The sequence below is a fragment of the Pseudomonas sp. ANT_J28 genome, from assembly GCF_008370005.1.
Lineage (GTDB): Bacteria > Pseudomonadota > Gammaproteobacteria > Pseudomonadales > Pseudomonadaceae > Aquipseudomonas > Aquipseudomonas frigoris.
This window is the reverse complement of record NZ_VOBM01000031.1, coordinates 1-20,926: the sequence shown is the minus strand read 5'-3', so window position 1 is coordinate 20,926 and position 20,926 is coordinate 1. Positions and strand designations below refer to the sequence as shown.

Genomic DNA, 20,926 nt, shown 5'->3' with positions numbered 1-20,926 from the left:
TTTGGCGCGTAGAGCGGAAGTAGGACGGTTCAACACCCTAGAAAGCGACCGCCTGGTCGCATTGATAGCTGTTTTTGAAGAAGCCCTTCCCTGTTCGAAAACTATGACCGTATCGGGTCATAAATCGGCGATCCAGGTTCTGCTAAGCTCAAATCCACTGCGTTTCATTGAGATAAACGCATGGCATTTGTTGACAAGTTCGTTGCTGAGATACTGGCTCTCCAGGTTTCCCTATATCACTCGCGTGCTCGACTGGAGATGCGGACTGATGGAGAGGCTTTGCATGATCTGAGAATAGCCGTTAGGCGTATCAGAAGCCTGCTTCGACCGATGCGCGCCATGAGCGAGGCGGCGGCACTCAACAATGCGGCAGCTGCAGTGGGGCAACTGACCACTCCAACCCGTGATCTGGAGGTGATGATCCATGAGTTGGAAAGCCGGGGCTTTCTTACTCAGGCGCAGCTCAGAAAGGAACGGCTTGCAGCAAGCTATTCCAAAATTCTAAAAAGCCCAGCCCTGAGTCACCTGTTCGATCAATTGGATGTATGGCCCTCAGCTTTTCGTGCTGCTGAAGCCAATGGCGATCTGAAAAACGCCCAGCCTCAAATTGAGAAAGCGCTGAAAAAGCAAATCGACCGACTGCATTCTGCCGTGGATGATGCAGGGTTTGATCGGCACGAGTTGAGAATCCTGGTGAAGCGGACTCGCTACCGGTGTATTTGCACCCGCAATAGAACTCTGTGGATTGCGGTGCGTAGAGCTTCCAGGCAGCTTTCTTGGCTTCGTTGAAGGTGCGTGGGGCGCCAGCCTGGGCGCCGAGGGTGATGAACAAAAACAGCAAAGCAAACCAGCGGCACTCATTGACTCAATCTTCCTTCGGCACAACCCAAAAAATCTGCACACCGCCATCGTCGCGATAGGCGAGGGTGACGTTGTCGTTCTCGTCGATTTCTTCGAGCAATTGTTCCCACTCATCCACGGGTTCGTCCGGTAGACGGAAGATCAAGGCTGCTTTGGCTTTTTGGGCGGTAGGGGAATTGATGATTTTTTGAACGCGCATACCCATGCGTTCATAGGAGTCAGGAGAGGCAGAGGTGGTGGCCACGGAATTATCCTTATTAAGCTGTACGTGCATACAGTATTTAACTGTAAGCATTTTCGCAACTGCTTAAAATCCAAGAAAATCCTCTGACAGCAATTTTTTCCGTTTTGTGTAGGACGAAGGGAAATTTTTTATCGAAATATCGGAAGGGGGTGTGAGCCACTCGCCTGGGTTGGCGAGTGGTGAAAGCAGTGCCCGACCGGAACCGGTGGGGCGAGGGCGGATCAGTATTCCCAGAACATCCGTTGCAGCTCTTTGCTGTCGTTGGTCTTGGTCAGTGCGACCATGGCCAGGATGCGGGCCTTTTGCGGGTTCAGGTCATGCGCCACAACCCAGTCGTACTTGTCGTCTGGCTGTTCGGCGTTACGCAGTACGAAACCGCCGGCGTTGACGTGGGACGAACGAATGATTTGCACGCCGTCCTTGCGCAGGGCTTGCAGCGATGGGACTACGCGGGACGCGACTGAGCCATTGCCGGTACCGGCGTGAATGATGGCTTTGGCGCCAGACTGAGCCAACGCTTTGTAGGCGGTATCGCTGACATTGCCGTAGGAATAGGCAATTTCTACGTCAGGCAGGCTCTTGATGGTTTTGATGTCGAATTCCGAGTCCATGGTGTGACGCTTGGCCGGCAGACGGAACCAGTAGGATTTGCCCTCGACCACCATGCCGAGTGGACCCCAGGCACTTTTAAACGCCTCGGTCTTGATGTTGATCATTTTGCTTACATCGCGACCCGACTGGATTTCGTCGTTCATGGTCACCAGTACGCCTTTGCCGCGTGCCTCTTTGCTGCTGGCCACGGCCACTGCGTTGTACAGGTTCAGCATGCCATCGGCCGACATCGCCGTGCCTGGGCGCATGGAGCCGACAACGATGATTGGCTTGTCGGTTTTTTCCACCAGATTCAGGAAGTAAGCGGTTTCTTCCAGGGTGTCGGTGCCATGGGTGATGACGATGCCGTCGACGTCCTTGCTGTCGGCCAGCTCAGCCACGCGACGACCCAGTTGCAGCAGGTTGTCGTTGGTGATGCTTTCGGACGCGATCTGCATGACCTGTTCGCCACGAACGTTAGCCAGCTGGCTGAGTTCCGGAACCCCGGCGATCAATTGTTCGATGCCGACTTTTGCCGCTTGATAGGTCGCGCTATTGGCGGCGCTGGCGCCCGCGCCGGCAATGGTGCCGCCGGTGGCCAGGATCACCACGTTCGCCAGTTTCTGTTGGGTTTCGACTTCTTTTGCCTGAAGGGCAGTAGGCAGGAGTAGCAAGAGGGCCAAAGCGCCCGGAACGAAGGTCTTGAAAGCAGATGTCATTATTTTTCTCTCTAGTAGTGAGACAGTGCTGATGCAGGTTCATCTAGATGCACCCCAGGCCGATCTGAACGCTTGGGGTGAATGAGATGAGCAGGATCTGTACCAGTCGTACTCTGAATGAGAAAAACTTTTAACTTGATGATTTGTATCAGTATTTATTTGAGTAGCCAGAATGGTTACATAGTCTGTTGTCCGGGTTTCCGAACGCGTTGAGCGTTTTTGTTCGGCTCTCCGAAAAGTACTACGAACTCTGTAGAGCAAATCGCCTTGCAAGATTGCGAATCAGTGCTAAAGAAACCCGCGCTTCGGTCGATGTTCCTTTAAAGGATCTTTTTACTCAGGAGTTCACATGTCGTTATCTATTGGTATCCCAAACGCCGCAGGCATCACCATCGGCGGCAAGTCCACCGCTTCGATTCAAGCGTTGAACGATCAGGCGGCCGATGCCGCGAATCAAGCGTTGGGTACGAAGGAAGGTGACGGCAACGAAGTCAAGACTGGCCCTTTGGGGTTGGATAAAAGCGCGGGCGCGCAGACCGAAACCCCAGACGAGAGCAACCAGAGTGTGGCGGTGAAAGTCCTGCTCAAACGCATGCAAGAGCTACAGCAGCAACTGCGCGAACAACAGCAACAATTAGCCGCAGCTCAGGCGGCGTCTTATCCGACACCGGAAGCCAAGGCCACTGTGGTCATGGCAATTCAAGGACAGATTGCCGACACCAATGGTGCGTTGCTGGAAGTGTCCGGGGCCCTGGTCAAGGAAATGGCCAAGGGTTCCAGCACTGGAACGGTGGTCAACACCACGGCATGACTTGAATGCCCGGATTTTGCCAGCCAGTTCAAATAAATGGTCGTTTCTGCTCGTTGACAAATGTCGACAGGGTTCGCATAGTTCTGTCTCCGCAAACGTTTGCGCGGTGCTCCCGGTGGTTTCCATCAGCGAGTGCAATGAAGCCTACGCCAGCGCAAGCGTTGCTCACAATAATCATAAGATCGGAGTGAACCCATGAAGCTGCCATTCGCTGGACGTCTTCTCGCTGTCGCTATGCTGGCTGCCGCATCCGTCGCGTTACCCGTCTCTTCGGCCTTCGCCGAGACTGAAAAACCCAAAGTCGCGCTGGTCATGAAATCCCTGGCCAATGAATTCTTCCTGACCATGGAAGACGGCGCCAAGGCCTATCAGAAAGACCACTCCGGCGATTTCGAGCTGATCTCCAACGGCATCAAAGACGAAACCGACACGGCTGGCCAGACACGCATCGTCGAGCAAATGATTCTGGCCAAGGTCAATGCGCTGGTCATCGCGCCGGCTGACTCCAAGGCTATGGTTCCTGTGATCAAGAAAGCCATCGATGCCGGTATCACCGTGATCAACATCGACAACCAGCTGGACCCGGCTGTGGTCAAAAGCAAAAACATCACCGTACCGTTCGTAGGCCCGGATAACCGCAAAGGCGCGCGTCTGGTGGGCGAGTACCTGGCCAAGCAACTGAAGGCCGGAGACGAAGTCGGCATCATCGAAGGCGTTTCAACCACCACCAACGCACAGCAAAGAACCGCAGGCTTCAAGGATGCGATGGAAGCGGCGCAGATCAAGGTCGTCTCTTTGCAGTCCGGTGACTGGGAAATCGACAAAGGCAACAAGGTTGCGGCCTCGATCCTCAGCGAATACCCGCAAGTCAAAGCCCTGCTGGCCGGCAACGACAGCATGGCCGTCGGCGCAGTATCCGCCGTGCGCGCAGCGGGCAAGGCCGGCAAGGTGCAAGTGGTCGGTTACGACAACATCAACGCCATCAAGCCAATGCTCAAGGATGGTCGCGTTCTGGCCACCGCTGACCAGTTTGCAGCCAGGCAAGCGGTGTTTGGCATCGAGACTGCACTGAAGATCATCAAGGGTGAGAAAGTCGACGGCGGCGCCAATGGCGTGATCGAAACTCCGGTAGAGCTGGTCACCAAGTAGTCCTTATGGCGACACAACGGTGCTCGCCCGTCGGGGCGAGCACATGGAGAGTTTTTATGTCAGTTTCCGCCCCGAACGCTGTCCTCTCGGTCAGCGGTATCGGTAAGACCTACGCACAACCGGTCCTGACCGGCATCGACCTGACGCTGATGCGCGGTGAAGTGCTGGCGCTGACCGGCGAAAACGGCGCGGGAAAAAGCACGCTGTCGAAGATCATCGGCGGGCTGGTCACACCGACCACCGGCCACATGCAATTCCAGGGGCAGGATTACCGCCCCGCAAGCCGCACTCAGGCCGAAGACCTCGGCATCCGCATGGTGATGCAAGAGCTCAATCTGTTGCCGACCCTGTCGGTGGCGGAAAACCTGTTTCTCGACAACCTGCCCAGCAAGGGCGGCTGGATCAGTCGCAGGCAATTGCGCAAGGCTGCGATCGAAGCCATGGCCCAGGTCGGCCTCGACGCGATTGACCCGGACACGCTGGTGGGCGAATTGGGCATCGGTCACCAGCAAATGGTGGAGATCGCCCGCAACCTGATCGGCGATTGCCACGTGCTGATCCTCGACGAACCGACCGCGATGTTGACGAATCGTGAAGTCGAGATGCTGTTCGAGCAGATTACTCGTCTGCAAGCTCGCGGCGTGTCGATCATCTATATCTCGCACCGTCTCGAAGAACTGGCGCGGGTCGCCCAGCGTATTGCGGTACTGCGCGATGGCAACCTGGTTTGCGTCGAGCCGATGGCCAATTACAACAGCGAGCAACTGGTGACGCTGATGGTCGGTCGTGAACTCGGCGAACACATCGACATGGGGCCGCGCAAGATCGGTGCTCCAGCCTTGACGGTCAAAGGACTGACCCGTTCCGACAAGGTTCGCGACGTGTCCTTCGACGTGCGAGCCGGCGAGATCTACGGGATTTCCGGCTTGATCGGGGCAGGGCGCACTGAGTTGCTGCGCTTGATCTTCGGTGCTGATACAGCGGACAGCGGCACGGTTGCACTCGGTTCGCCAGCACAGGTTGTCAGTATCCGGTCACCGGCTGACGCGGTCGGTCATGGCATCGCGCTGATAACCGAAGACCGCAAGGGCGAAGGCCTGCTGCTGACCCAATCGATCAGCGCGAATATTGCCTTGGGCAACATGCCGGTGATTTCCAGCGGTGGCTTCGTCAACAATGGTGACGAGATGGCGCTGGCCCAGCGTCAGATCGACGCCATGCGCATCCGCAGTTCCAGCCCGACGCAACGTGTGTCGGAACTATCCGGCGGCAACCAGCAGAAAGTCGTGATCGGCCGGTGGCTTGAGCGTGATTGCTCGGTGATGCTGTTCGACGAGCCAGCGCGTGGCATCGACGTCGGCGCCAAGTTTGACATTTATGCCTTGCTCGGTGAGCTGACCCGTCAAGGCAAAGCGCTCGTGGTGGTCTCCAGCGACCTGCGTGAGCTGATGTTGATCTGCGACCGCATCGGCGTGCTCTCGGCGGGACGTCTGATCGACACCTTTGAGCGTGACAGCTGGACCCAGGATGATTTGCTTGCCGCCGCGTTCGCCGGCTACCAAAAACGTGATGCGTTGCTCAACGAAGCAGCGCCTAGGGATCTCGCATGAATACTGCAGTGACTGCCAGCAAACGGAGTGGCAACTTTTACGGCCTCGGTACCTATCTGGGACTGGCCGGTGCCTTGCTGGCAATGGTTGCGCTGTTCTCGGTTCTAAGTAGCCATTTCCTGTCCTATGACACCTTCAGCACCCTTGCGAACCAGATTCCGGACTTGATGGTGCTGGCGGTCGGCATGACGTTCGTGTTGATCATCGGCGGTATCGACCTGTCGGTGGGCTCGGTGCTCGCGCTCGCGGCGTCAACGGTCAGCGTGGCAATTCTCGGTTGGGGCTGGAGCGTGTTGCCTGCGGCGCTGCTCGGAATGGCGGCGGCAGCACTGGCCGGGACCATCACGGGTTCGATTACTGTGGCGTGGCGGATTCCGTCGTTCATCGTGTCCCTCGGCGTGCTGGAAATGGCCCGGGGCGTGGCGTATCAGATGACCGGATCGCGCACGGCCTACATCGGTGATGCCTTCGCCTGGTTGTCCAACCCGATCGCCTTCGGCATCTCGCCGTCGTTCATCATTGCCTTGCTGATCATCTTCATTGCCCAGGCAGTGCTGACGCGTACCGTGTTCGGTCGTTACCTGATCGGCATCGGCACCAACGAAGAGGCGGTGCGTCTGGCAGGGATCAATCCGAAGCCCTACAAGATCCTGGTTTTCAGTCTGATGGGGCTGCTGGCCGGTATTGCTGCGCTGTTCCAGATTTCCCGTCTGGAAGCGGCGGATCCGAATGCCGGCTCCGGGCTGGAGTTGCAAGTGATCGCCGCGGTCGTGATCGGCGGCACCAGTTTGATGGGTGGCCGCGGTTCGGTCATCAGTACGTTCTTCGGGGTTCTGATCATTTCCGTATTGGCGGCCGGTCTCGCGCAGATCGGCGCAACTGAACCCACCAAACGCATCATCACCGGCGCGGTGATCGTGGTGGCGGTGGTGCTTGATACTTATCGCAGTCAGCGCGCAAGCCGGCGGACCTGAGTCATGGCAACGATCAAGGATGTGGCAGCGCTCGCGGGAATTTCCTACACCACGGTTTCCCACGTAGTGAACAAGACCCGGCCGGTGAGCGAAGAGGTGCGGGTCAAGGTTGAGGCAGCGATCAAAACCCTCGACTACGTGCCCAGTGCCGTGGCCCGGTCTCTCAAAGCCAAAACCACGGCGACCATCGGTCTACTGGTGCCCAACAGCCTCAACCCGTACTTCGCCGAACTGGCGCGCGGCATCGAGGATTACTGCGAGCGTAATGGCTACTGCGTGATTCTCTGTAACTCCGATGACAACCCGGACAAGCAGCGCAGCTACCTGCGCGTACTGCTGGAAAAGCGCATCGACGGACTGATCGTCGCTTCGGCTGGCGGTGACGCGGGGCTGGCGGAGGGCCTTGCAGGCGTGCGTACGCCGATGGTGATCGTCGACCGTGGACTGGAAGGCGTGAATGCCGACATGGTGCGGATCGATCACGAATACGGCGCCTATCTGGCGACCCGCCACCTTCTGGAATTGGGGCACCGGGACATCGCCACTATTGGTGGCCCGGCGAGTACCAGTGTGGCGCAGATGCGTCTGGCCGGTTATTGCCGTGCCCTGAAAGAGGCGGGTGTCGAAGTCTCCCGCGAGCGCATGCTGGAAAGCGACTTCACCAGCACCGGCGGTTACAACGCCGCCGCGATGCTGCTGGAAAATAACCCGCCGAGCGCGATCTTCGCCGGTAACGACATGATTGGCATCGGTGTGCTGCGAGCGGCGGCCGAGCGCAATATTCGCGTGCCAACGGAGCTGTCGGTGATCGGCTTCGACGATATTCAGATGAGCCGCTATGTGTACCCGGCGCTGACCACCGTGGGGCAGTCGATCCTGCAACTCGGCGAGATGGCGGCCGAAGTGCTTTTAAGAAGAATCGCCACGCCGGATATGGCCACCGATCAACGGATCGTGACGCCCAGTATTGTCCTGCGGGAGTCGACTGCGCCGCTGGCCGGCGTGTTCGCCCAGTTCCGTTGAAATAGAAAGCCGCTAAATCAAAAGCACCGCTGAAACAAAATTGATGGGTAGTGACGTATGCCAGCAAAAGTAGTGGTTATAGGCAGCCTGAACATGGACCTGGTCACCCGGGCGCCACGGCTGCCCCGTGGCGGTGAAACGCTGATCGGCGAGTCGTTTGCCACGGTTTCCGGTGGCAAGGGCGCGAATCAGGCGGTCGCAGCGGCGAGGTTGGGGGCGCAAGTGTCGATGGTCGGTTGCGTGGGCAGCGATGCCTACGGCGAAGAACTGCTCGGGGCGCTGTTAGCCGAGCAGATCGATTGCCAGGCGGTCAGCACCGTCGACGATTCCAGCGGCGTAGCGTTGATCGTGGTCGATGACAATAGCCAGAACGCAATCGTGATCGTTGCCGGTGCCAACGGGGCGCTGACTCCAGAGGTGATTGATCGTTTCGACGCCGTATTGCGGGCAGCGGACGTGATCATCTGTCAGCTGGAAGTCCCGGATGCCACTGTCGGTCATGCGCTCAAGCGCGGCCGTGAGTTGGGTAAGACCGTGATCCTCAACCCGGCGCCGGCCAGCCGCCCACTGCCGGCGGACTGGTACGCGTCCATCGATTATTTGATTCCCAACGAAAGCGAGGCCTCGGCGCTGAGTGGTTTGCCAGTGGATTCTCTGGCATCTGCCGAAACCGCTGCATCCCGGTTGATCGCTATGGGTGCCGGCAAGGTCATCATCACCCTCGGTGCTCAAGGTTCGCTGTTTGCCAGCGGCAAAGGCTTCGAGCATTTCCCTGCGCCGAAGGTGAAGGCTGTCGATACCACGGCGGCTGGCGACACCTTCGTCGGTGGTTTCGCCGCCGCGCTGGCGGCCGGCAAAAACGAAGCCGACGCGATCCGTTTCGGCCAGGGCGCCGCGGCGCTGTCGGTGACCCGCGCTGGCGCGCAACCCTCGATTCCCACCTTGTCCGACGTACAGGCCTTTAAAGCACCATGAAAAAGACACCTTTGCTCAACGTCGCGTTGTCGCGGCTGATCGCATCCCTGGGCCATGGCGACACGGTGGTGATCGGCGACGCAGGTCTACCGGTGCCATCAGGCGTTGAGCTGATCGACCTGGCCCTGACCCACGGTATCCCGGATTTCGTCAGCACGTTGAAGGTTGTGCTCAGCGAAATGCAGGTCGAGAGCCATGTACTGGCCCAGGAGATCCTGGACAAAAAGCCTTCAGCATTGTCGATACTCGATGAGCTGAATGCCGAAGGTGCGCTGGGTCGGCGTGAGCTGCTCAGTCATGACCAATTCAAAGTCCTTAGCCGACAGGCACGGGCGATTGTTCGTACAGGCGAATGTCAGCCGTACTGCAACATCGTGCTGGTGGCAGGGGTTACGTTCTAACTCGCTGTTGTCTTTCTGCTGTCCTACGCACAAGGAGTGCGCTATGCACCGCTATGCTCAGAAACTGCACCACCTGCTCCGGAGTCTGCTGCTTTTGTCCCTGATTACCGCAACAAGCGCCCAGGCGGCGGAAAAGATCGACTTGATCATCGACACCGACCCGGGTGCCGATGACGTGGTTGCCTTGCTGTTTGCCCTGGCATCGCCGCAAGAGTTGAACATTCGTGCGCTGACCACCGTCGCCGGCAATGTGCGTCTGGACAAGACTTCGCGTAATGCGCGGCTGGCCCGCGAGTGGGCAGGGCGTGAGGAGGTGCCGGTCTATGCGGGCGCTCCGAAGCCGCTGATGCGCACGCCGATCTATGCCGAGAACATCCATGGCAAGGAAGGACTGTCGGGTGTCACCGTACATGAGCCGAAGAAAGGCCTGGCCCAAGGCAATGCGGTCAATTACCTGATCGATACCTTGAAAGCCGCCAAGCCCCATAGCATTACCATCGCCATGCTCGGTCCGCAGACCAATTTGGCTTTGGCGCTGATCCAGGAACCTGAAATCGTTCAGGGCATCAAGGAAGTGGTGATCATGGGCGGGGCGCACTTCAACGGTGGCAACATTACCCCGGTGGCCGAGTTCAACCTGTTCGCCGACCCACAGGCTGCGGAAGTGGTATTGAAAAGTGGCGTGAAGCTGACCTACCTGCCGCTGGACGTGACCCACAAGATCCTCACCAGCGAAGCGCGCCTGAAGCAGATCGCAGCGATCAACAACAATGCCAGCAAGCTGGTGGGCGATATTCTCAATGAATACGTCAAAGGCGACATGGAGCACTACGGCATTCCGGGTGGCCCGGTGCATGACGCGACGGTCATCGCCTACCTGCTCAAGCCTGAGTTGTTCACCGGTCGCTCGGTAAATGTGGTGGTTGATAGCCGCGAAGGCCCGACGTTCGGCCAAACCATCGTCGACTGGTATGACGGCCTGAAAGCGCCGAAGAACGCTTTCTGGGTAGAAAGCGGCGACGCCCAGGGCTTCTTTGACCTGCTGACCGAGCGTCTGGCTCGCCTGAAGTAAGGCATAGACCCGCAGGTGCCAGCCTGCGGGTTTTACTTTCACTCGCTATCTATCAGGCCCAAGTAGTTGGTGGGGTACTTCTCGAATATCTGTGCGATGAATGTCTGGGCGGCTTGCGTCCCCAGTTCCTTGACCAATAGATCGATACCAATGATTGCCAACTCTTCCGGGCTGCCCGGGCTGTAAGAGCTGTGGCCCTGTGGCCACTTGGCTTTGATGTCGGCGTCGATGCTTACGGTGGTCATGATGGCGCTCGTGAAGTCGGGAAAGTCTGTGTGTCGAGTTAACCATTTTGCGCGGCTTTTGGCACTCCGACTTAGGCATGAGGGGCGGGCTATGCGACACTTGGTCTTTGACGATTTTTCAAGGACTGTGCTGTGCAGATCGATTTGAACACCCCTGACGGCTTGACCCTTGAGGCGGTGCGCCAGCTGCTGGCCTCTGCCAGCGACGATGAGCACACTCAATTGCGAGTCACCAAGGGCGGCATCGCCTACATTTCGTCAGGCGTTGTGGGCGGCACTGATATCAGCGGGCTGTTGTTTCGTCTGGAGACGTGGGCCAAGGGTTCCGGTTATGTAGGATTGGTCGCGGCCAGTGACGAGGTCTGGGTCATGCAGATTTTCAATGCGCTGAAAGAGAACTGGCCGAATCCGCCGTTCGACTACATTGACGTCTATTGAACGCTGTTCATATTCAGTCACGATTGAGTGGTAAACGGCAGGGCGATGCTCAGGCACACTCGCTGCGTGTCCGAATAGAGGGCAGGGTGCTAGTGCTCCCTGTGAAACCAAACGCCAGATTGGCGGTCGCACGATCTCAGCTTAACTATTGAAAAAAGGAGGCTTCATGCCTTGGAAGCTCGCGTCATTGGGTACTTTGTTGGCCGTTGCCATGCTGGCCGGTTGCAGCACTACCTCCACCGAGTCGACAACAGATCCTGTCACGACGACTGACACGGGTCACAGCCGTTGTGAGGCAAAGGCTGCCGAATTCACCATTGGCAAAAAGGCTTCGCCTGAACTGCTGGAGCAAGCGCGTACTCGCGCAGGCGCGCAGAATGCTCGGTTCCTCTTGCCCACTGACATGGTGACCCTGGAGTACCGCTCCGATCGCCTGAATCTGAATACCGATGCCAATCGGGTCATCACTCGCGTCAACTGCGGCTGACCGCTCAGACTTTTGTTTCGCCCATAAAAAACCCCGTCACGTGGACGGGGTTTTTTTAGTGCGGCTGAAAATTACTCAGCGCGGACTTGTGCAGCTTGCATACCCTTTTGGCCTTTCTCAGCCACGAAGGAAACGGTCTGGCCTTCTTTCAGGCTTTTGAAACCGTCGCTTTCGATAGCTTTGAAGTGTACGAACAGGTCGTCACCGCCACCTTGAGGAGTGATGAAGCCGAAGCCTTTTTCATCGTTGAACCATTTAACGGTGCCGGTTTGGCGATTAGACATGGTGTATCTCCAAGAAACATATATTTTCAGTAGTGCTGTGCTGCTCAGGCCAACTGGGCACACCGGGGTATCATAGTCGAAATGTTCGCTTTGGGAGCCCCCCGGACGTGCTGTTTGCCCTGCAGTCGCGTTCTGTTTGCTGCTTTGTTTGGCTGCAAGCCCCGTTTTAAAAGGCTTTCAGCCAAAAGTAAAGACAATAAAAAAACCTTTAAAACCTGCATAAATTGTATGAAAAAGCGGTTTTCAGAGGCTTTTTACTGTCGTTGCAGGCGCAAAAAGCGCTCTGTCGGGCTTATTTTTTCGCTTTGTTATCGGCTTTGCACGACGAGATTTGGGTCAGTGCTTTTTGTTTCAGGGCATCACTGGCGGTGTTGTCCATCAGGGACTGGATGTCTTTAGCAGGGTACGATTTGATGGCATCGGCGCCGCAAGCGCAGTGAGCCTTCGCTGCTGCTGCACCGATCTGCGAAGTGGCCGCTTCTGTGCACTGAGCCATGTATTTCTCGCGCTCGCCCTTCGGCCAATCGGCGTGGGCAGCCAGTGGCAGCAGCAAAACGATGGGGGCGACTACTGCGAATAAACGTTTCAGATGCATGCTGGGATGCTCCTTGTGGGTCAATGTCTTGTTATCTGAGGGGTAAAGCAGGGTTCTAGTTCAGCACTCTGGCATAAAATTGCCCGATTCGCCCCAAGACAAGGCCTCGGTGCATCGACGACCGTTCATCTGTGCTAGCATGCCTGGCTCGGGCGTTTGCAGGCTCCGGATGACCTTCAATCCCGGTAGCGGCAATTGTGCGAATAACCCTGATTTGAATCCCAGTCACTCTGGTTCGGTTTTCCGGTTGGCCGCAAGGCTCCTGCCGCTGTAAGGCAGGCGTTCGTCATTGAATGGCCTGGATCGGATCTTGTACTGGCTCATCCCAACCCACGTGACCTTTGGTAGGGGTCACCACTAGGAGAGGAGGCGCCATGCCAACTATTACTCTTCCCGACGGCAGTCAACGTTCATTCGATCACCCGGTATCCGTAGCCGAGGTCGCCGCATCCATTGGTGCAGGTCTGGCCAAAGCCACCGTGGCCGGCAAGGTCGATGGCAAGCTGGTCGACGCCAGCGACATCATCAGCAGCGACGCTACGCTGCAAATCATTACGCCAAAGGATGAAGAGGGGCTGGAGATCATTCGCCACTCTTGCGCCCACCTGGTTGGCCATGCGGTCAAGCAGCTGTACCCGACGGCCAAGATGGTGATCGGTCCGGTCATCGACGAAGGCTTCTATTACGATATCGCCTTTGAACGTCCCTTCACTCCGGACGACCTGGCCGCGATCGAGCTGCGCATGCAGCAGCTGATCGAAAAAGATTACGACGTGATCAAGAAAGTCACTCCGCGCGCCGAAGTGATCGAAGTGTTCAAGGCCCGCGGCGAAGACTACAAACTGCGCCTGGTCGAAGACATGCCGAACGAGCAGGCCATGGGCCTGTACTATCACGAAGAATACGTCGACATGTGCCGCGGTCCGCACGTGCCGAACACGCGCTTCCTGAAATCCTTCAAGCTGACCAAGCTGTCCGGCGCCTACTGGCGTGGCGATGCCAAGAACGAGCAATTGCAGCGCGTTTACGGCACGGCGTGGGCAGACAAAAAGCAGCTGGCAGCTTACATCCAGCGCATCGAAGAAGCTGAAAAGCGCGACCACCGCAAGATCGGTAAGCGCCTGGGCCTGTTCCACACCCAGGAAGAGTCGCCGGGTATGGTGTTCTGGCACCCGAACGGCTGGACTCTGTACCAGGTGCTTGAGCAGTACATGCGCAAGGTTCAGCGCGACAACGGCTACCTGGAGATCAAAACTCCGCAGGTCGTTGACCGCAGTCTGTGGGAGAAGTCCGGGCACTGGGCCAACTACGCCGACAACATGTTCACCACGCAGTCGGAAAACCGCGACTACGCCATCAAGCCGATGAACTGCCCTTGCCACGTGCAAGTGTTCAATCAGGGTTTGAAAAGCTACCGCGAATTGCCGATGCGTTTAGCCGAATTCGGTGCTTGCCATCGTAATGAGCCATCGGGTGCACTGCACGGCATCATGCGTGTGCGTGCGTTCACTCAGGATGACGCCCACATCTTCTGCACTGAAGAGCAGATGCAGGCCGAATCCGCTGCCTTCATCAAGCTGACCATGGACGTTTATGCCGACTTCGGCTTTAAAGACGTCGAGATGAAGCTGTCCACTCGTCCGGAAAAACGCGTCGGTTCCGACGAGCTGTGGGATCGCGCCGAAGCGGCCCTGGCTGCAGCCCTTGATAGTGCTGGCCTGCCATATGATCTGCAGCCGGGCGAGGGTGCGTTCTATGGTCCGAAGATCGAGTTCTCGCTGAAAGATTGCCTTGGCCGCGTCTGGCAGTGTGGTACCCTTCAGCTCGATTTTAACCTGCCTGTCCGTCTGGGAGCCGAATACGTCTCTGAAGACAACAGTCGTAAGCACCCGGTTATGCTGCACCGGGCGATCCTTGGCTCCTTCGAACGTTTCGTCGGAATCCTGATCGAGCACTACGAGGGTGCATTCCCCGCGTGGCTGGCTCCGACCCAGGCAGTGATCATGAATATCACTGACAAACAGGCTGATTTCGCCGCAGAGGTTGAAAAAACTCTCAACGAAAGCGGATTTCGTGCCAAGTCTGACTTGAGAAATGAAAAGATCGGCTTTAAAATCCGCGAGCATACTTTGCTCAAGGTTCCTTATCTCTTGGTTATCGGAGATCGGGAAGTCGAGATGCAGACTGTCGCTGTGCGTACTCGTGAAGGTGCTGACCTGGGCTCGATGCCCGTCGCCCAGTTCGCCGAGTTCCTCGCTCAAGCGGTTTCCCGGCGTGGTCGCCCAGATTCGGAGTAATTACTATTAAGCGTGAAATGAGACAAGATAAACGAGCTGCACCGAAGGCCCCGATCAACGAGAATATCTCGGCACGCGAGGTTCGGTTAATTGGGGCTGAAGGTGAACAGCTTGGGATTGTGTCAATTGAAGACGCGCTTCTTAAGGCTGAAGAGGCCAAACTGGATCTGGTGGAAATTTCCGCCGATGCAGTACCCCCTGTTTGCAAACTGATGGACTACGGCAAATCGATCTTCGAAAAGAAGAAGCAGATTGCCGCGGCCAAGAAAAACCAGAAGCAGATTCAGGTTAAAGAAATCAAGTTTCGTCCAGGGACGGAGGAAGGGGATTACCAGGTAAAACTGCGCAACCTGGTACGTTTCCTGAGTGATGGGGACAGGGCCAAGGTATCCTTGCGATTCCGCGGCCGTGAGATGGCCCACCAGGAGCTGGGGATGGAACTTCTCAAGCGAGTTGAAGGTGACTTGCTTGAGTACGGTTCGGTCGAACAGCATCCTAAGATGGAAGGACGCCAACTGATCATGGTCATCGCCCCGAAAAAGAAGAAGTAATCAATAGGGCACGGCAGGCCTTCTGATTATGTTTATCAACTGAATGCGGAGTATCCGAACATGCCAAAAATGAAAACTAAAAGTGGTGCTGCTAAGCGGTTTCTGAAAACTGCTAACGGTATCAAGCACAAGCACGCTTTCAAGAGCCACATCCTGACTAAAATGTCGACCAAGCGTAAGCGTCAGCTGCGCGGTAGCAGCTTGCTGGCACCGTGTGACGTGGCAAAAGTCGAGCGCATGCTGCGCCTTCGTTAATTTAGTCAAGAATAGAGGAAGTAACTCATGGCTCGTGTAAAGCGTGGCGTCATTGCCCGTAAACGTCACAAAAAAATTCTGAAACTTGCTAAAGGCTACTACGGCGCTCGCTCGCGCGTATTCCGTGTTGCCAAGCAAGCGGTAATCAAGGCAGGCCAATACGCCTACCGTGACCGTCGTCAGAAAAAACGTCAGTTCCGCGCTCTGTGGATCGCTCGTATCAACGCTGGTGCACGTATCAACGGTCTGTCCTACAGCCGTTTCATCGCCGGCCTGAAAAAAGCGTCCATCGAGATCGACCGTAAGGTTCTGGCTGATCTGGCAGTGAACGAAAAAGCGGCGTTTGCTGCGATTGTCGAGAAAGCTAAAGCCACCTTGGCTTAAGTACCCCCGACAGTCACCCGGCCTCACCTCTGTGGGGCCAGGTGTTAAACGTCATAAATAGGGGAAGAGCCTTCAAGCTCTTCCCCTATTTTGTATCTGGAGTCTGTACATGGAAAACCTGGACGCGCTGGTCTCTCAAGCTCTAGAGGCTGTGCAAAGCGCTGAAGATATCAATGCCCTGGAGCAAATCCGGGTTCACTACCTTGGCAAAAAGGGCGAATTGACTCAGGTGATGAAGACCTTGGGGAATTTGCCGGCAGAAGAGCGTCCGCAAGTCGGCGCCCTGATCAACGTTGCCAAGGAGCGTGTCACAGAGGTTCTCAATGCACGCAAGGCACTGTTTGAAGAGGCCGATCTGGCCGCCAAACTGTCCGCCGAGTTCATTGACGTGACCCTGCCTGGCCGTGGCCAGACCTCCGGTGGTCTGCATCCGGTCACTCGCACTCTGGAACGTATCGAACAGTTCTTCACCCACATTGGCTACGGCATCGCCGAAGGTCCTGAGGTCGAAGACGACTACCACAACTTCGAAGCGCTCAACATCCCAGGCCATCACCCGGCCCGGTCGATGCATGACACCTTCTATTTCAATGCCAACATGTTGCTGCGCACCCATACCTCGCCGGTACAGGTCCGCACCATGGAATCGAAGCAACCGCCGATACGCATCGTCTGCCCAGGCCGTGTGTACCGCAGCGACTCCGATATCACCCACTCGCCGATGTTCCACCAGGTCGAAGGCCTGCTGGTTGATCGCGATATCAACTTCGCCGACCTAAAAGGGACTATCGAAGAGTTCCTGCGGGTGTTCTTCGAAAAAGAACTGGCCGTTCGTTTCCGTCCTTCGTACTTCCCGTTCACCGAGCCATCCGCCGAAGTCGACATGGAATGCGTGATGTGCAGCGGTAAAGGCTGCCGTGTCTGCAAACAGACTGGCTGGCTGGAAGTCATGGGCTGCGGCATGGTTCACCCGAACGTGTTGCGTATGTCCGGGATCGACCCGGAAGAGTTCTCGGGCTTTGCCTTCGGCATGGGCGTTGAGCGTCTGGCCATGCTGCGTTACGGCGTGAACGACTTGCGTCTGTTCTTCGACAACGACTTGCGGTTCCTCGCGCAATTTCGCTAGTCGTAACGAATTCTTAGGAGAGCAGGATGAAATTCAGTGAACAATGGCTGCGTGGCTGGGTAAGCCCGCAGGTAAGTCGTGACGAGCTGGTTGCTCGTCTGTCGATGGCCGGTCTTGAGGTCGATAGCGTAACGCCGGCCGCCGGCGAATTCACCGGTGTGGTGGTGGGCGAGGTGCTGAGCACCGAACAGCACCCGGACGCCGACAAGCTGCGTGTTTGCCAGGTCAGCAATGGGTCGGAGACCTTCCAGGTCGTTTGCGGTGCGCCTAACGTGCGCCCCGGCCTGAAGATCCCGTTCGCCATGATCGGTGCCGAGCTGCCAGGCGATTTCAAGATCAAGAAAGCCAAGCTGCGTGGCGTTGAGTCCAACGGCATGCTGTGCTCGCAAGCCGAGCTGCAAGTCGGCGAAGGCAACGATGGCCTGATGGAATTGCCGGTCGATGCGCCGGTCGGTCAGGACATTCGTGAATACCTGAGTCTGGACGACGCCAGCATCGAGGTCGACCTGACCCCGAACCGCGGCGACTGCCTGTCCCTGGCCGGTCTGGCCCGTGAAGTCGGCGCGCTGTACGCCACCGAAGTCACCCGGCCGATGGTTGCTGTCGTGCCGGCCGTGCACGACGAAGTGCGTTCGATCGAAGTGCTGGCGCCATCCGCGTGCCCGCGTTACCTGGGTCGTGTGATCCGTAACGTTGACTTGTCCAAGCCCACGCCGCTGTGGATGGTCGAGCGTCTGCGTCGTGGCGACGTGCGCAGCATCGACGCTGCCGTCGATATCACCAACTACGTGATGCTGGAGCTGGGTCAACCGCTGCATGCGTTCGATCTCGCCGAAATCAATGGCGGCATCCGCGTGCGCATGGCTGAAGAAGGCGAGAAGCTGGTACTGCTCGACGGTCAGGAAGTCAGCCTGCGTAGCGATACGCTGGTGATTGCCGACCATACCCGCGCCTTGGCAATCGCCGGCGTCATGGGTGGCGAGCACAGTGGCGTCAACACCGCGACTACTCGCGATGTCTTCCTCGAAAGCGCGTTCTTCGACCAGATTGCTGTAGCCGGCAAGGCCCGTTCCTATGGCCTGCACACCGATGCCTCGCACCGCTACGAGCGTGGCGTGGACTGGCAATTGGCCCGTGAAGCCATGGAGCGCGCGACTGGCCTGCTTCTGGAAATCACTGGCGGCGAAGCTGGCCCGATCATCGAAGCCGTCAGCGAGCAGCACCTGCCGTCGATTGCGCCAGTTACTCTGCGTGCGCAACGCATCACTCAGATGCTGGGTATGGAAATGGATTCGGCCGAAGTCGAGCAACTGCTCAGCGGCTTGGGTCTGAAGATTTCTGCCGATGGGGCAGGGCAGTGGCGCGTCGAAGTGCCAAGCCATCGCTTCGACATCAGCCTGGAAGTCGATCTGATCGAAGAACTGGCTCGTCTGTATGGTTACAACCGTCTGCCGGTTCGCTACCCGCAAGCTCGTCTGGCGCCGCAGGCCAAGGCTGAGGCGCGGAGCGATCTGCCTGAGCTGCGCCGTCTGCTGGTAGCCCGTGGCTATCAGGAAGCGATTACCTACAGCTTCATCGATCCGAAACAGTTCGAGTTGTTTAATCCAGGTGTCGAACCGCTGTTGTTGGCCAACCCGATTTCGAACGACATGGCCGCCATGCGCTCGTCCCTGTGGCCAGGCCTGGTCAAGGCGCTTCAGCACAACCTGAACCGTCAGCAGGATCGGGTTCGTTTGTTCGAAAGCGGCCTGCGTTTCGTCGGTCAGCTGGACGGCCTGAAGCAAGAGCCGATGCTGGCGGGTGTTGTTTGCGGTAGTCGTCTGCCGGAAGGCTGGGCGCAAGGTCGCGATGTGGTGGACTTCTTCGACGTCAAAGCCGACGTGGAAGCGGTGCTGGGCTTCGCCGGTGCACTGGATTCATTCACTTTTGTGCCGGGCAAACACCCTGCGTTGCATCCGGGTCAAACCGCGCGCATCGAACGTGAAGGTCGCTTGGTCGGTTTCGTCGGTGCTATCCACCCTGAATTGTCGAAAACCCTCGGTCTCGACCGTCCAGTCTTCGTATTCGAGCTGGTTTTGGCCGAAGTAGCGTTGGGCAAAATGCCTAAATTCCAGGAGTTATCGCGTTTTCCTGAAGTGCGTCGTGACCTGGCACTGATTGCGTCCAAGGACGTGGCGGCCAGTGCTGTACTGGACGTAATCCGTGAAAATGCAGGCGAATGGCTGACAGACCTCAGGCTATTTGACGTGTATCAGGGTAAAGGCATTGATCCTGATAGAAAAAGCCTTGCAGTCGGCTTGACCTGGCAGCATCCATCGCGCACTCTTAATGACGATGAGGTGAATACCACGACGCAAAACATCCTCACCTCGCTCGAACAAAGGTTGAACGCCACGTTAAGGAAGTGACGTATGGGGGCTCTGACGAAAGCTGAGATGGCGGAACGTCTGTATGAAGAGCTGGGCCTGAATAAACGGGAAGCCAAGGAATTGGTCGAACTGTTTTTTGAAGAAATCAGGCACGCTCTTGAAGACAACGAACAAGTCAAATTGTCCGGTTTCGGCAATTTCGACCTTCGGGACAAACGCCAGCGGCCTGGCCGCAATCCGAAAACGGGTGAAGAAATCCCGATCACGGCTCGCCGTGTGGTCACCTTTCGTCCAGGGCAGAAGTTGAAGGCCCGAGTTGAGGCTTATGCTGGAACCAAGTCATAACGACGAGCTACCCGTCATCCCAGGCAAACGCTACTTCACCATTGGTGAAGTCAGCGAGCTGTGTGCGGTAAAACCACACGTGCTGCGTTACTGGGAGCAGGAGTTTCCTCAACTCAACCCCGTCAAACGCCGCGGAAACCGCCGGTATTATCAGCGTCAAGACGTGCTGATGATCCGGCAGATCCGCGCGCTTCTTTACGACCAGGGGTTCACCATCGGCGGTGCACGCCTACGTTTGTCCGGCGATGAAGCCAAAGATGACACCACTCAATACAAGCAAATGATTCGGCAGATGATCGCTGAATTGGAAGATGTACTGGTTGTGCTCAAGAAATAATTTCCTGCTTTTAAATACTTCCAGTTTTCAAAAGCTTGCGATATATTCTTGAGCGTTCTTCGAGAAGAGGAACGGGTTTCACGCCTAGTCGGGGCGTAGCGCAGTCCGGTAGCGCACTAGCATGGGGTGCTAGGGGTCGAGTGTTCGAATCACTCCGTCCCGACCATATTTATCAGTAACTTAGCCGAACTCTAGCCAGTTCGGCTTTTTTACGCGTAGGGACTTTTGCGGGGGTTCATCCCGTTTTTCTCCTCAAGATGGTCAGAGCCGGTCCTCTCGAATCGGTGGCTGACACTTTGTTTGCCGCGTCGATCAGTTGCCCGAGCTCTGCGGTAGAATAGTGGCTCGTAATGCTGCCGTTCTTGTGCCCAAGTAAAATGTTTCGATCCTCGAGTGTCACGCCTGCTGCACGCAACCTTCTGCCAAAGGTGTGCTTCAAGTCGTGAATCCGAAATGACCTGAACCCCGGATGCGCTGGCGACTGGTTGGTTTTCTCCCACTTGTCCGCCGCGCGCTTCCTGGCTTTCCTCCAGGCCGAATCGTTCATACGGTGCATGGCTGTGGCCCCAAATTGATCTGGCTGTCCGTAGGGGAAGACCAGTTCATTGTGTAGGCCGCGCTGCTTATCGATGACGTTCATGGCGACCTTGTTCAAGTGTAGTGGTCAACTAATTCCGGACACCTCGATAGGTGATTTTGACGCCATCGCCCGTTCGTAAACGGTCGGTGGCAGATATCCCAGTTTCGAGTGCAGCCGTTCGTTGTTGTAAAACCCAACGATGT

The 20,926-nt window shown here is 57.0% G+C and carries 23 protein-coding genes, 1 tRNA gene and 3 pseudogenes; 20 read left to right on the top strand and 7 right to left on the bottom strand.

Annotation, left to right across the window (positions count from 1 at the left end):
- Positions 1 to 180 precede the first annotated feature (180 nt).
- Positions 181 to 654: pseudogene (locus tag FQ187_RS20645) on the top strand (CHAD domain-containing protein); the annotation flags it as partial.
- Between the two features lie 52 nt (positions 655 to 706).
- Here the strand turns inward: FQ187_RS20645 and FQ187_RS30475 are convergent.
- The 3 genes and pseudogenes from FQ187_RS30475 to FQ187_RS20635 all read right to left on the bottom strand — a co-directional run.
- Positions 707 to 841 (bottom strand): annotated as a pseudogene (locus FQ187_RS30475) (deoxyribonuclease); the annotation flags it as partial.
- Between the two features lie 24 nt (positions 842 to 865).
- On the bottom strand, positions 866 to 1,156 hold the full coding sequence (locus FQ187_RS20640; protein ID WP_095128572.1) for a DUF1654 domain-containing protein: 291 nt from the start codon (positions 1,154 to 1,156) through the stop codon (positions 866 to 868).
- A gap of 170 nt (positions 1,157 to 1,326) precedes the next feature.
- On the bottom strand, positions 1,327 to 2,415 hold the full coding sequence (locus FQ187_RS20635) for an asparaginase (protein WP_129443080.1): 1,089 nt from the start codon (positions 2,413 to 2,415) through the stop codon (positions 1,327 to 1,329).
- A gap of 349 nt (positions 2,416 to 2,764) precedes the next feature.
- Here FQ187_RS20635 and FQ187_RS20630 point away from each other — a divergent pair, with 349 nt between their 5' ends.
- From FQ187_RS20630 to FQ187_RS20595, 8 genes are all read left to right on the top strand, one after another.
- Positions 2,765 to 3,226, top strand: a complete 462-nt coding sequence (locus FQ187_RS20630) for a hypothetical protein (RefSeq protein ID WP_149630887.1) — start codon at positions 2,765 to 2,767, stop codon at positions 3,224 to 3,226.
- A gap of 195 nt (positions 3,227 to 3,421) precedes the next feature.
- Complete coding sequence (locus FQ187_RS20625; RefSeq protein ID WP_056744472.1) at positions 3,422 to 4,375, top strand: sugar ABC transporter substrate-binding protein; 954 nt, start codon at positions 3,422 to 3,424, stop codon at positions 4,373 to 4,375.
- A 56-nt stretch (positions 4,376 to 4,431) separates the two neighbouring features.
- On the top strand, positions 4,432 to 5,985 hold the full coding sequence (locus FQ187_RS20620; protein WP_149630886.1) for a sugar ABC transporter ATP-binding protein: 1,554 nt from the start codon (positions 4,432 to 4,434) through the stop codon (positions 5,983 to 5,985).
- Positions 5,982 to 6,959: an ABC transporter permease gene (locus FQ187_RS20615; protein ID WP_149630885.1), complete on the top strand. Its 978-nt coding sequence runs from the start codon at positions 5,982 to 5,984 to the stop codon at positions 6,957 to 6,959. Before FQ187_RS20620 ends, FQ187_RS20615 begins: the two co-directional genes overlap by 4 nt.
- 3 nt (positions 6,960 to 6,962) lie before the next feature.
- Complete coding sequence (locus FQ187_RS20610) at positions 6,963 to 7,982, top strand: LacI family DNA-binding transcriptional regulator (RefSeq protein WP_149630884.1); 1,020 nt, start codon at positions 6,963 to 6,965, stop codon at positions 7,980 to 7,982.
- 57 nt (positions 7,983 to 8,039) lie between these two features.
- Positions 8,040 to 8,957 (top strand): ribokinase, encoded by a 918-nt coding sequence (gene rbsK / locus FQ187_RS20605; RefSeq protein WP_149630883.1) that lies wholly within the window; start codon positions 8,040 to 8,042, stop codon positions 8,955 to 8,957.
- Positions 8,954 to 9,358: a D-ribose pyranase gene (gene rbsD, locus FQ187_RS20600; protein WP_149630882.1), complete on the top strand. Its 405-nt coding sequence runs from the start codon at positions 8,954 to 8,956 to the stop codon at positions 9,356 to 9,358. The genes rbsK and rbsD overlap by 4 nt, the downstream gene beginning before the upstream one ends.
- Positions 9,359 to 9,401: 43 nt before the next feature.
- The gene (locus FQ187_RS20595) at positions 9,402 to 10,430 is read left to right on the top strand and encodes a nucleoside hydrolase (protein WP_095128565.1); all 1,029 of its coding nucleotides are present in this window, start codon (positions 9,402 to 9,404) and stop codon (positions 10,428 to 10,430) included.
- A gap of 38 nt (positions 10,431 to 10,468) precedes the next feature.
- Here the strand turns inward: FQ187_RS20595 and FQ187_RS20590 are convergent, their stop codons facing one another.
- Entirely contained in the window at positions 10,469 to 10,675 is a 207-nt protein-coding gene (locus FQ187_RS20590; RefSeq protein ID WP_149630881.1) for a hypothetical protein, read from the bottom strand.
- Positions 10,676 to 10,807: 132 nt separating this feature from the next.
- On the opposite strand from FQ187_RS20590, the gene FQ187_RS20585 reads away from it, so the two are divergent.
- Together FQ187_RS20585 and FQ187_RS20580 are read left to right on the top strand one after the other, a co-directional pair.
- Positions 10,808 to 11,113, top strand: coding sequence for a hypothetical protein (locus tag FQ187_RS20585; RefSeq protein ID WP_008145652.1), 306 nt, complete (start codon positions 10,808 to 10,810; stop codon positions 11,111 to 11,113).
- 166 nt (positions 11,114 to 11,279) lie between these two features.
- A complete protein-coding gene (locus tag FQ187_RS20580; RefSeq protein ID WP_149630880.1) occupies positions 11,280 to 11,600 on the top strand; it encodes an I78 family peptidase inhibitor in 321 nt (106 codons plus the stop codon).
- A gap of 71 nt (positions 11,601 to 11,671) precedes the next feature.
- On the opposite strand, the gene FQ187_RS20575 is transcribed toward FQ187_RS20580, so the two are convergent.
- The gene (locus FQ187_RS20575; protein WP_007905882.1) at positions 11,672 to 11,884 is read right to left on the bottom strand and encodes a cold-shock protein; all 213 of its coding nucleotides are present in this window, start codon (positions 11,882 to 11,884) and stop codon (positions 11,672 to 11,674) included.
- Positions 11,885 to 12,176: 292 nt separating this feature from the next.
- Positions 12,177 to 12,479, bottom strand: a complete 303-nt coding sequence (locus FQ187_RS20570; protein ID WP_149630879.1) for a hypothetical protein — start codon at positions 12,477 to 12,479, stop codon at positions 12,177 to 12,179.
- A 374-nt stretch (positions 12,480 to 12,853) separates the two neighbouring features.
- Between FQ187_RS20570 and thrS the strand changes: the two genes are divergently transcribed.
- The 9 genes from thrS to FQ187_RS20525 all read left to right on the top strand — a co-directional run bounded on the left by thrS (position 12,854) and on the right by FQ187_RS20525 (position 20,309).
- Positions 12,854 to 14,776 (top strand): threonine--tRNA ligase, encoded by a 1,923-nt coding sequence (gene thrS / locus FQ187_RS20565; RefSeq protein ID WP_149630878.1) that lies wholly within the window; start codon positions 12,854 to 12,856, stop codon positions 14,774 to 14,776.
- Positions 14,776 to 15,327 (top strand): translation initiation factor IF-3, encoded by a 552-nt coding sequence (gene infC, locus FQ187_RS20560; RefSeq protein WP_169857083.1) that lies wholly within the window; start codon positions 14,776 to 14,778, stop codon positions 15,325 to 15,327. Before thrS ends, infC begins: the two co-directional genes overlap by 1 nt.
- A 60-nt stretch (positions 15,328 to 15,387) precedes the next feature.
- Positions 15,388 to 15,582: a 50S ribosomal protein L35 gene (rpmI, locus tag FQ187_RS20555; protein WP_008145659.1), complete on the top strand. Its 195-nt coding sequence runs from the start codon at positions 15,388 to 15,390 to the stop codon at positions 15,580 to 15,582.
- 27 nt (positions 15,583 to 15,609) lie between these two features.
- Positions 15,610 to 15,966, top strand: a complete 357-nt coding sequence (rplT, locus tag FQ187_RS20550; RefSeq protein WP_007905879.1) for a 50S ribosomal protein L20 — start codon at positions 15,610 to 15,612, stop codon at positions 15,964 to 15,966.
- Positions 15,967 to 16,075: 109 nt separating this feature from the next.
- The gene (gene pheS, locus FQ187_RS20545; RefSeq protein WP_149630877.1) at positions 16,076 to 17,092 is read left to right on the top strand and encodes a phenylalanine--tRNA ligase subunit alpha; all 1,017 of its coding nucleotides are present in this window, start codon (positions 16,076 to 16,078) and stop codon (positions 17,090 to 17,092) included.
- Between the two features lie 26 nt (positions 17,093 to 17,118).
- Positions 17,119 to 19,500: a phenylalanine--tRNA ligase subunit beta gene (gene pheT, locus FQ187_RS20540; protein ID WP_149630876.1), complete on the top strand. Its 2,382-nt coding sequence runs from the start codon at positions 17,119 to 17,121 to the stop codon at positions 19,498 to 19,500.
- Positions 19,501 to 19,503: 3 nt separating this feature from the next.
- Positions 19,504 to 19,806 (top strand): integration host factor subunit alpha, encoded by a 303-nt coding sequence (ihfA, locus tag FQ187_RS20535; RefSeq protein ID WP_002553164.1) that lies wholly within the window; start codon positions 19,504 to 19,506, stop codon positions 19,804 to 19,806.
- Positions 19,787 to 20,143, top strand: a complete 357-nt coding sequence (locus FQ187_RS20530; protein ID WP_003179985.1) for a MerR family transcriptional regulator — start codon at positions 19,787 to 19,789, stop codon at positions 20,141 to 20,143. The genes ihfA and FQ187_RS20530 overlap by 20 nt, the downstream gene beginning before the upstream one ends.
- An 89-nt stretch (positions 20,144 to 20,232) precedes the next feature.
- Positions 20,233 to 20,309 (top strand) — tRNA-Pro (locus tag FQ187_RS20525).
- A gap of 69 nt (positions 20,310 to 20,378) precedes the next feature.
- Here the strand turns inward: FQ187_RS20525 and FQ187_RS20520 are convergent.
- Positions 20,379 to 20,798, bottom strand: a pseudogene (locus FQ187_RS20520) (tyrosine-type recombinase/integrase); the annotation flags it as partial.
- Positions 20,799 to 20,926 lie beyond the last annotated feature (128 nt).

Bases quoted from the DNA above. Each gene is read 5' to 3' on its own strand.
- FQ187_RS20640 (WP_095128572.1), bottom strand. From the start codon at position 1,156: ATGCTTACAGTTAAATACTGTATGCACGTACAGCTTAATAAGGATAAT.
- FQ187_RS20635 (WP_129443080.1), bottom strand. From the start codon at position 2,415: ATGACATCTGCTTTCAAGACCTTCGTTCCGGGCGCTTTGGCCCTCTTG.
- FQ187_RS20630 (WP_149630887.1), top strand. From the start codon at position 2,765: ATGTCGTTATCTATTGGTATCCCAAACGCCGCAGGCATCACCATCGGC.
- FQ187_RS20625 (WP_056744472.1), top strand. From the start codon at position 3,422: ATGAAGCTGCCATTCGCTGGACGTCTTCTCGCTGTCGCTATGCTGGCT.
- FQ187_RS20620 (WP_149630886.1), top strand. From the start codon at position 4,432: ATGTCAGTTTCCGCCCCGAACGCTGTCCTCTCGGTCAGCGGTATCGGT.
- FQ187_RS20615 (WP_149630885.1), top strand. From the start codon at position 5,982: ATGAATACTGCAGTGACTGCCAGCAAACGGAGTGGCAACTTTTACGGC.
- FQ187_RS20610 (WP_149630884.1), top strand. From the start codon at position 6,963: ATGGCAACGATCAAGGATGTGGCAGCGCTCGCGGGAATTTCCTACACC.
- rbsK (WP_149630883.1), top strand. From the start codon at position 8,040: ATGCCAGCAAAAGTAGTGGTTATAGGCAGCCTGAACATGGACCTGGTC.
- rbsD (WP_149630882.1), top strand. From the start codon at position 8,954: ATGAAAAAGACACCTTTGCTCAACGTCGCGTTGTCGCGGCTGATCGCA.
- FQ187_RS20595 (WP_095128565.1), top strand. From the start codon at position 9,402: ATGCACCGCTATGCTCAGAAACTGCACCACCTGCTCCGGAGTCTGCTG.
- FQ187_RS20590 (WP_149630881.1), bottom strand. From the start codon at position 10,675: ATGACCACCGTAAGCATCGACGCCGACATCAAAGCCAAGTGGCCACAG.
- FQ187_RS20580 (WP_149630880.1), top strand. From the start codon at position 11,280: ATGCCTTGGAAGCTCGCGTCATTGGGTACTTTGTTGGCCGTTGCCATG.
- FQ187_RS20575 (WP_007905882.1), bottom strand. From the start codon at position 11,884: ATGTCTAATCGCCAAACCGGCACCGTTAAATGGTTCAACGATGAAAAA.
- FQ187_RS20570 (WP_149630879.1), bottom strand. From the start codon at position 12,479: ATGCATCTGAAACGTTTATTCGCAGTAGTCGCCCCCATCGTTTTGCTG.
- thrS (WP_149630878.1), top strand. From the start codon at position 12,854: ATGCCAACTATTACTCTTCCCGACGGCAGTCAACGTTCATTCGATCAC.
- rpmI (WP_008145659.1), top strand. From the start codon at position 15,388: ATGCCAAAAATGAAAACTAAAAGTGGTGCTGCTAAGCGGTTTCTGAAA.
- rplT (WP_007905879.1), top strand. From the start codon at position 15,610: ATGGCTCGTGTAAAGCGTGGCGTCATTGCCCGTAAACGTCACAAAAAA.
- pheS (WP_149630877.1), top strand. From the start codon at position 16,076: ATGGAAAACCTGGACGCGCTGGTCTCTCAAGCTCTAGAGGCTGTGCAA.
- pheT (WP_149630876.1), top strand. From the start codon at position 17,119: ATGAAATTCAGTGAACAATGGCTGCGTGGCTGGGTAAGCCCGCAGGTA.
- ihfA (WP_002553164.1), top strand. From the start codon at position 19,504: ATGGGGGCTCTGACGAAAGCTGAGATGGCGGAACGTCTGTATGAAGAG.
- FQ187_RS20530 (WP_003179985.1), top strand. From the start codon at position 19,787: ATGCTGGAACCAAGTCATAACGACGAGCTACCCGTCATCCCAGGCAAA.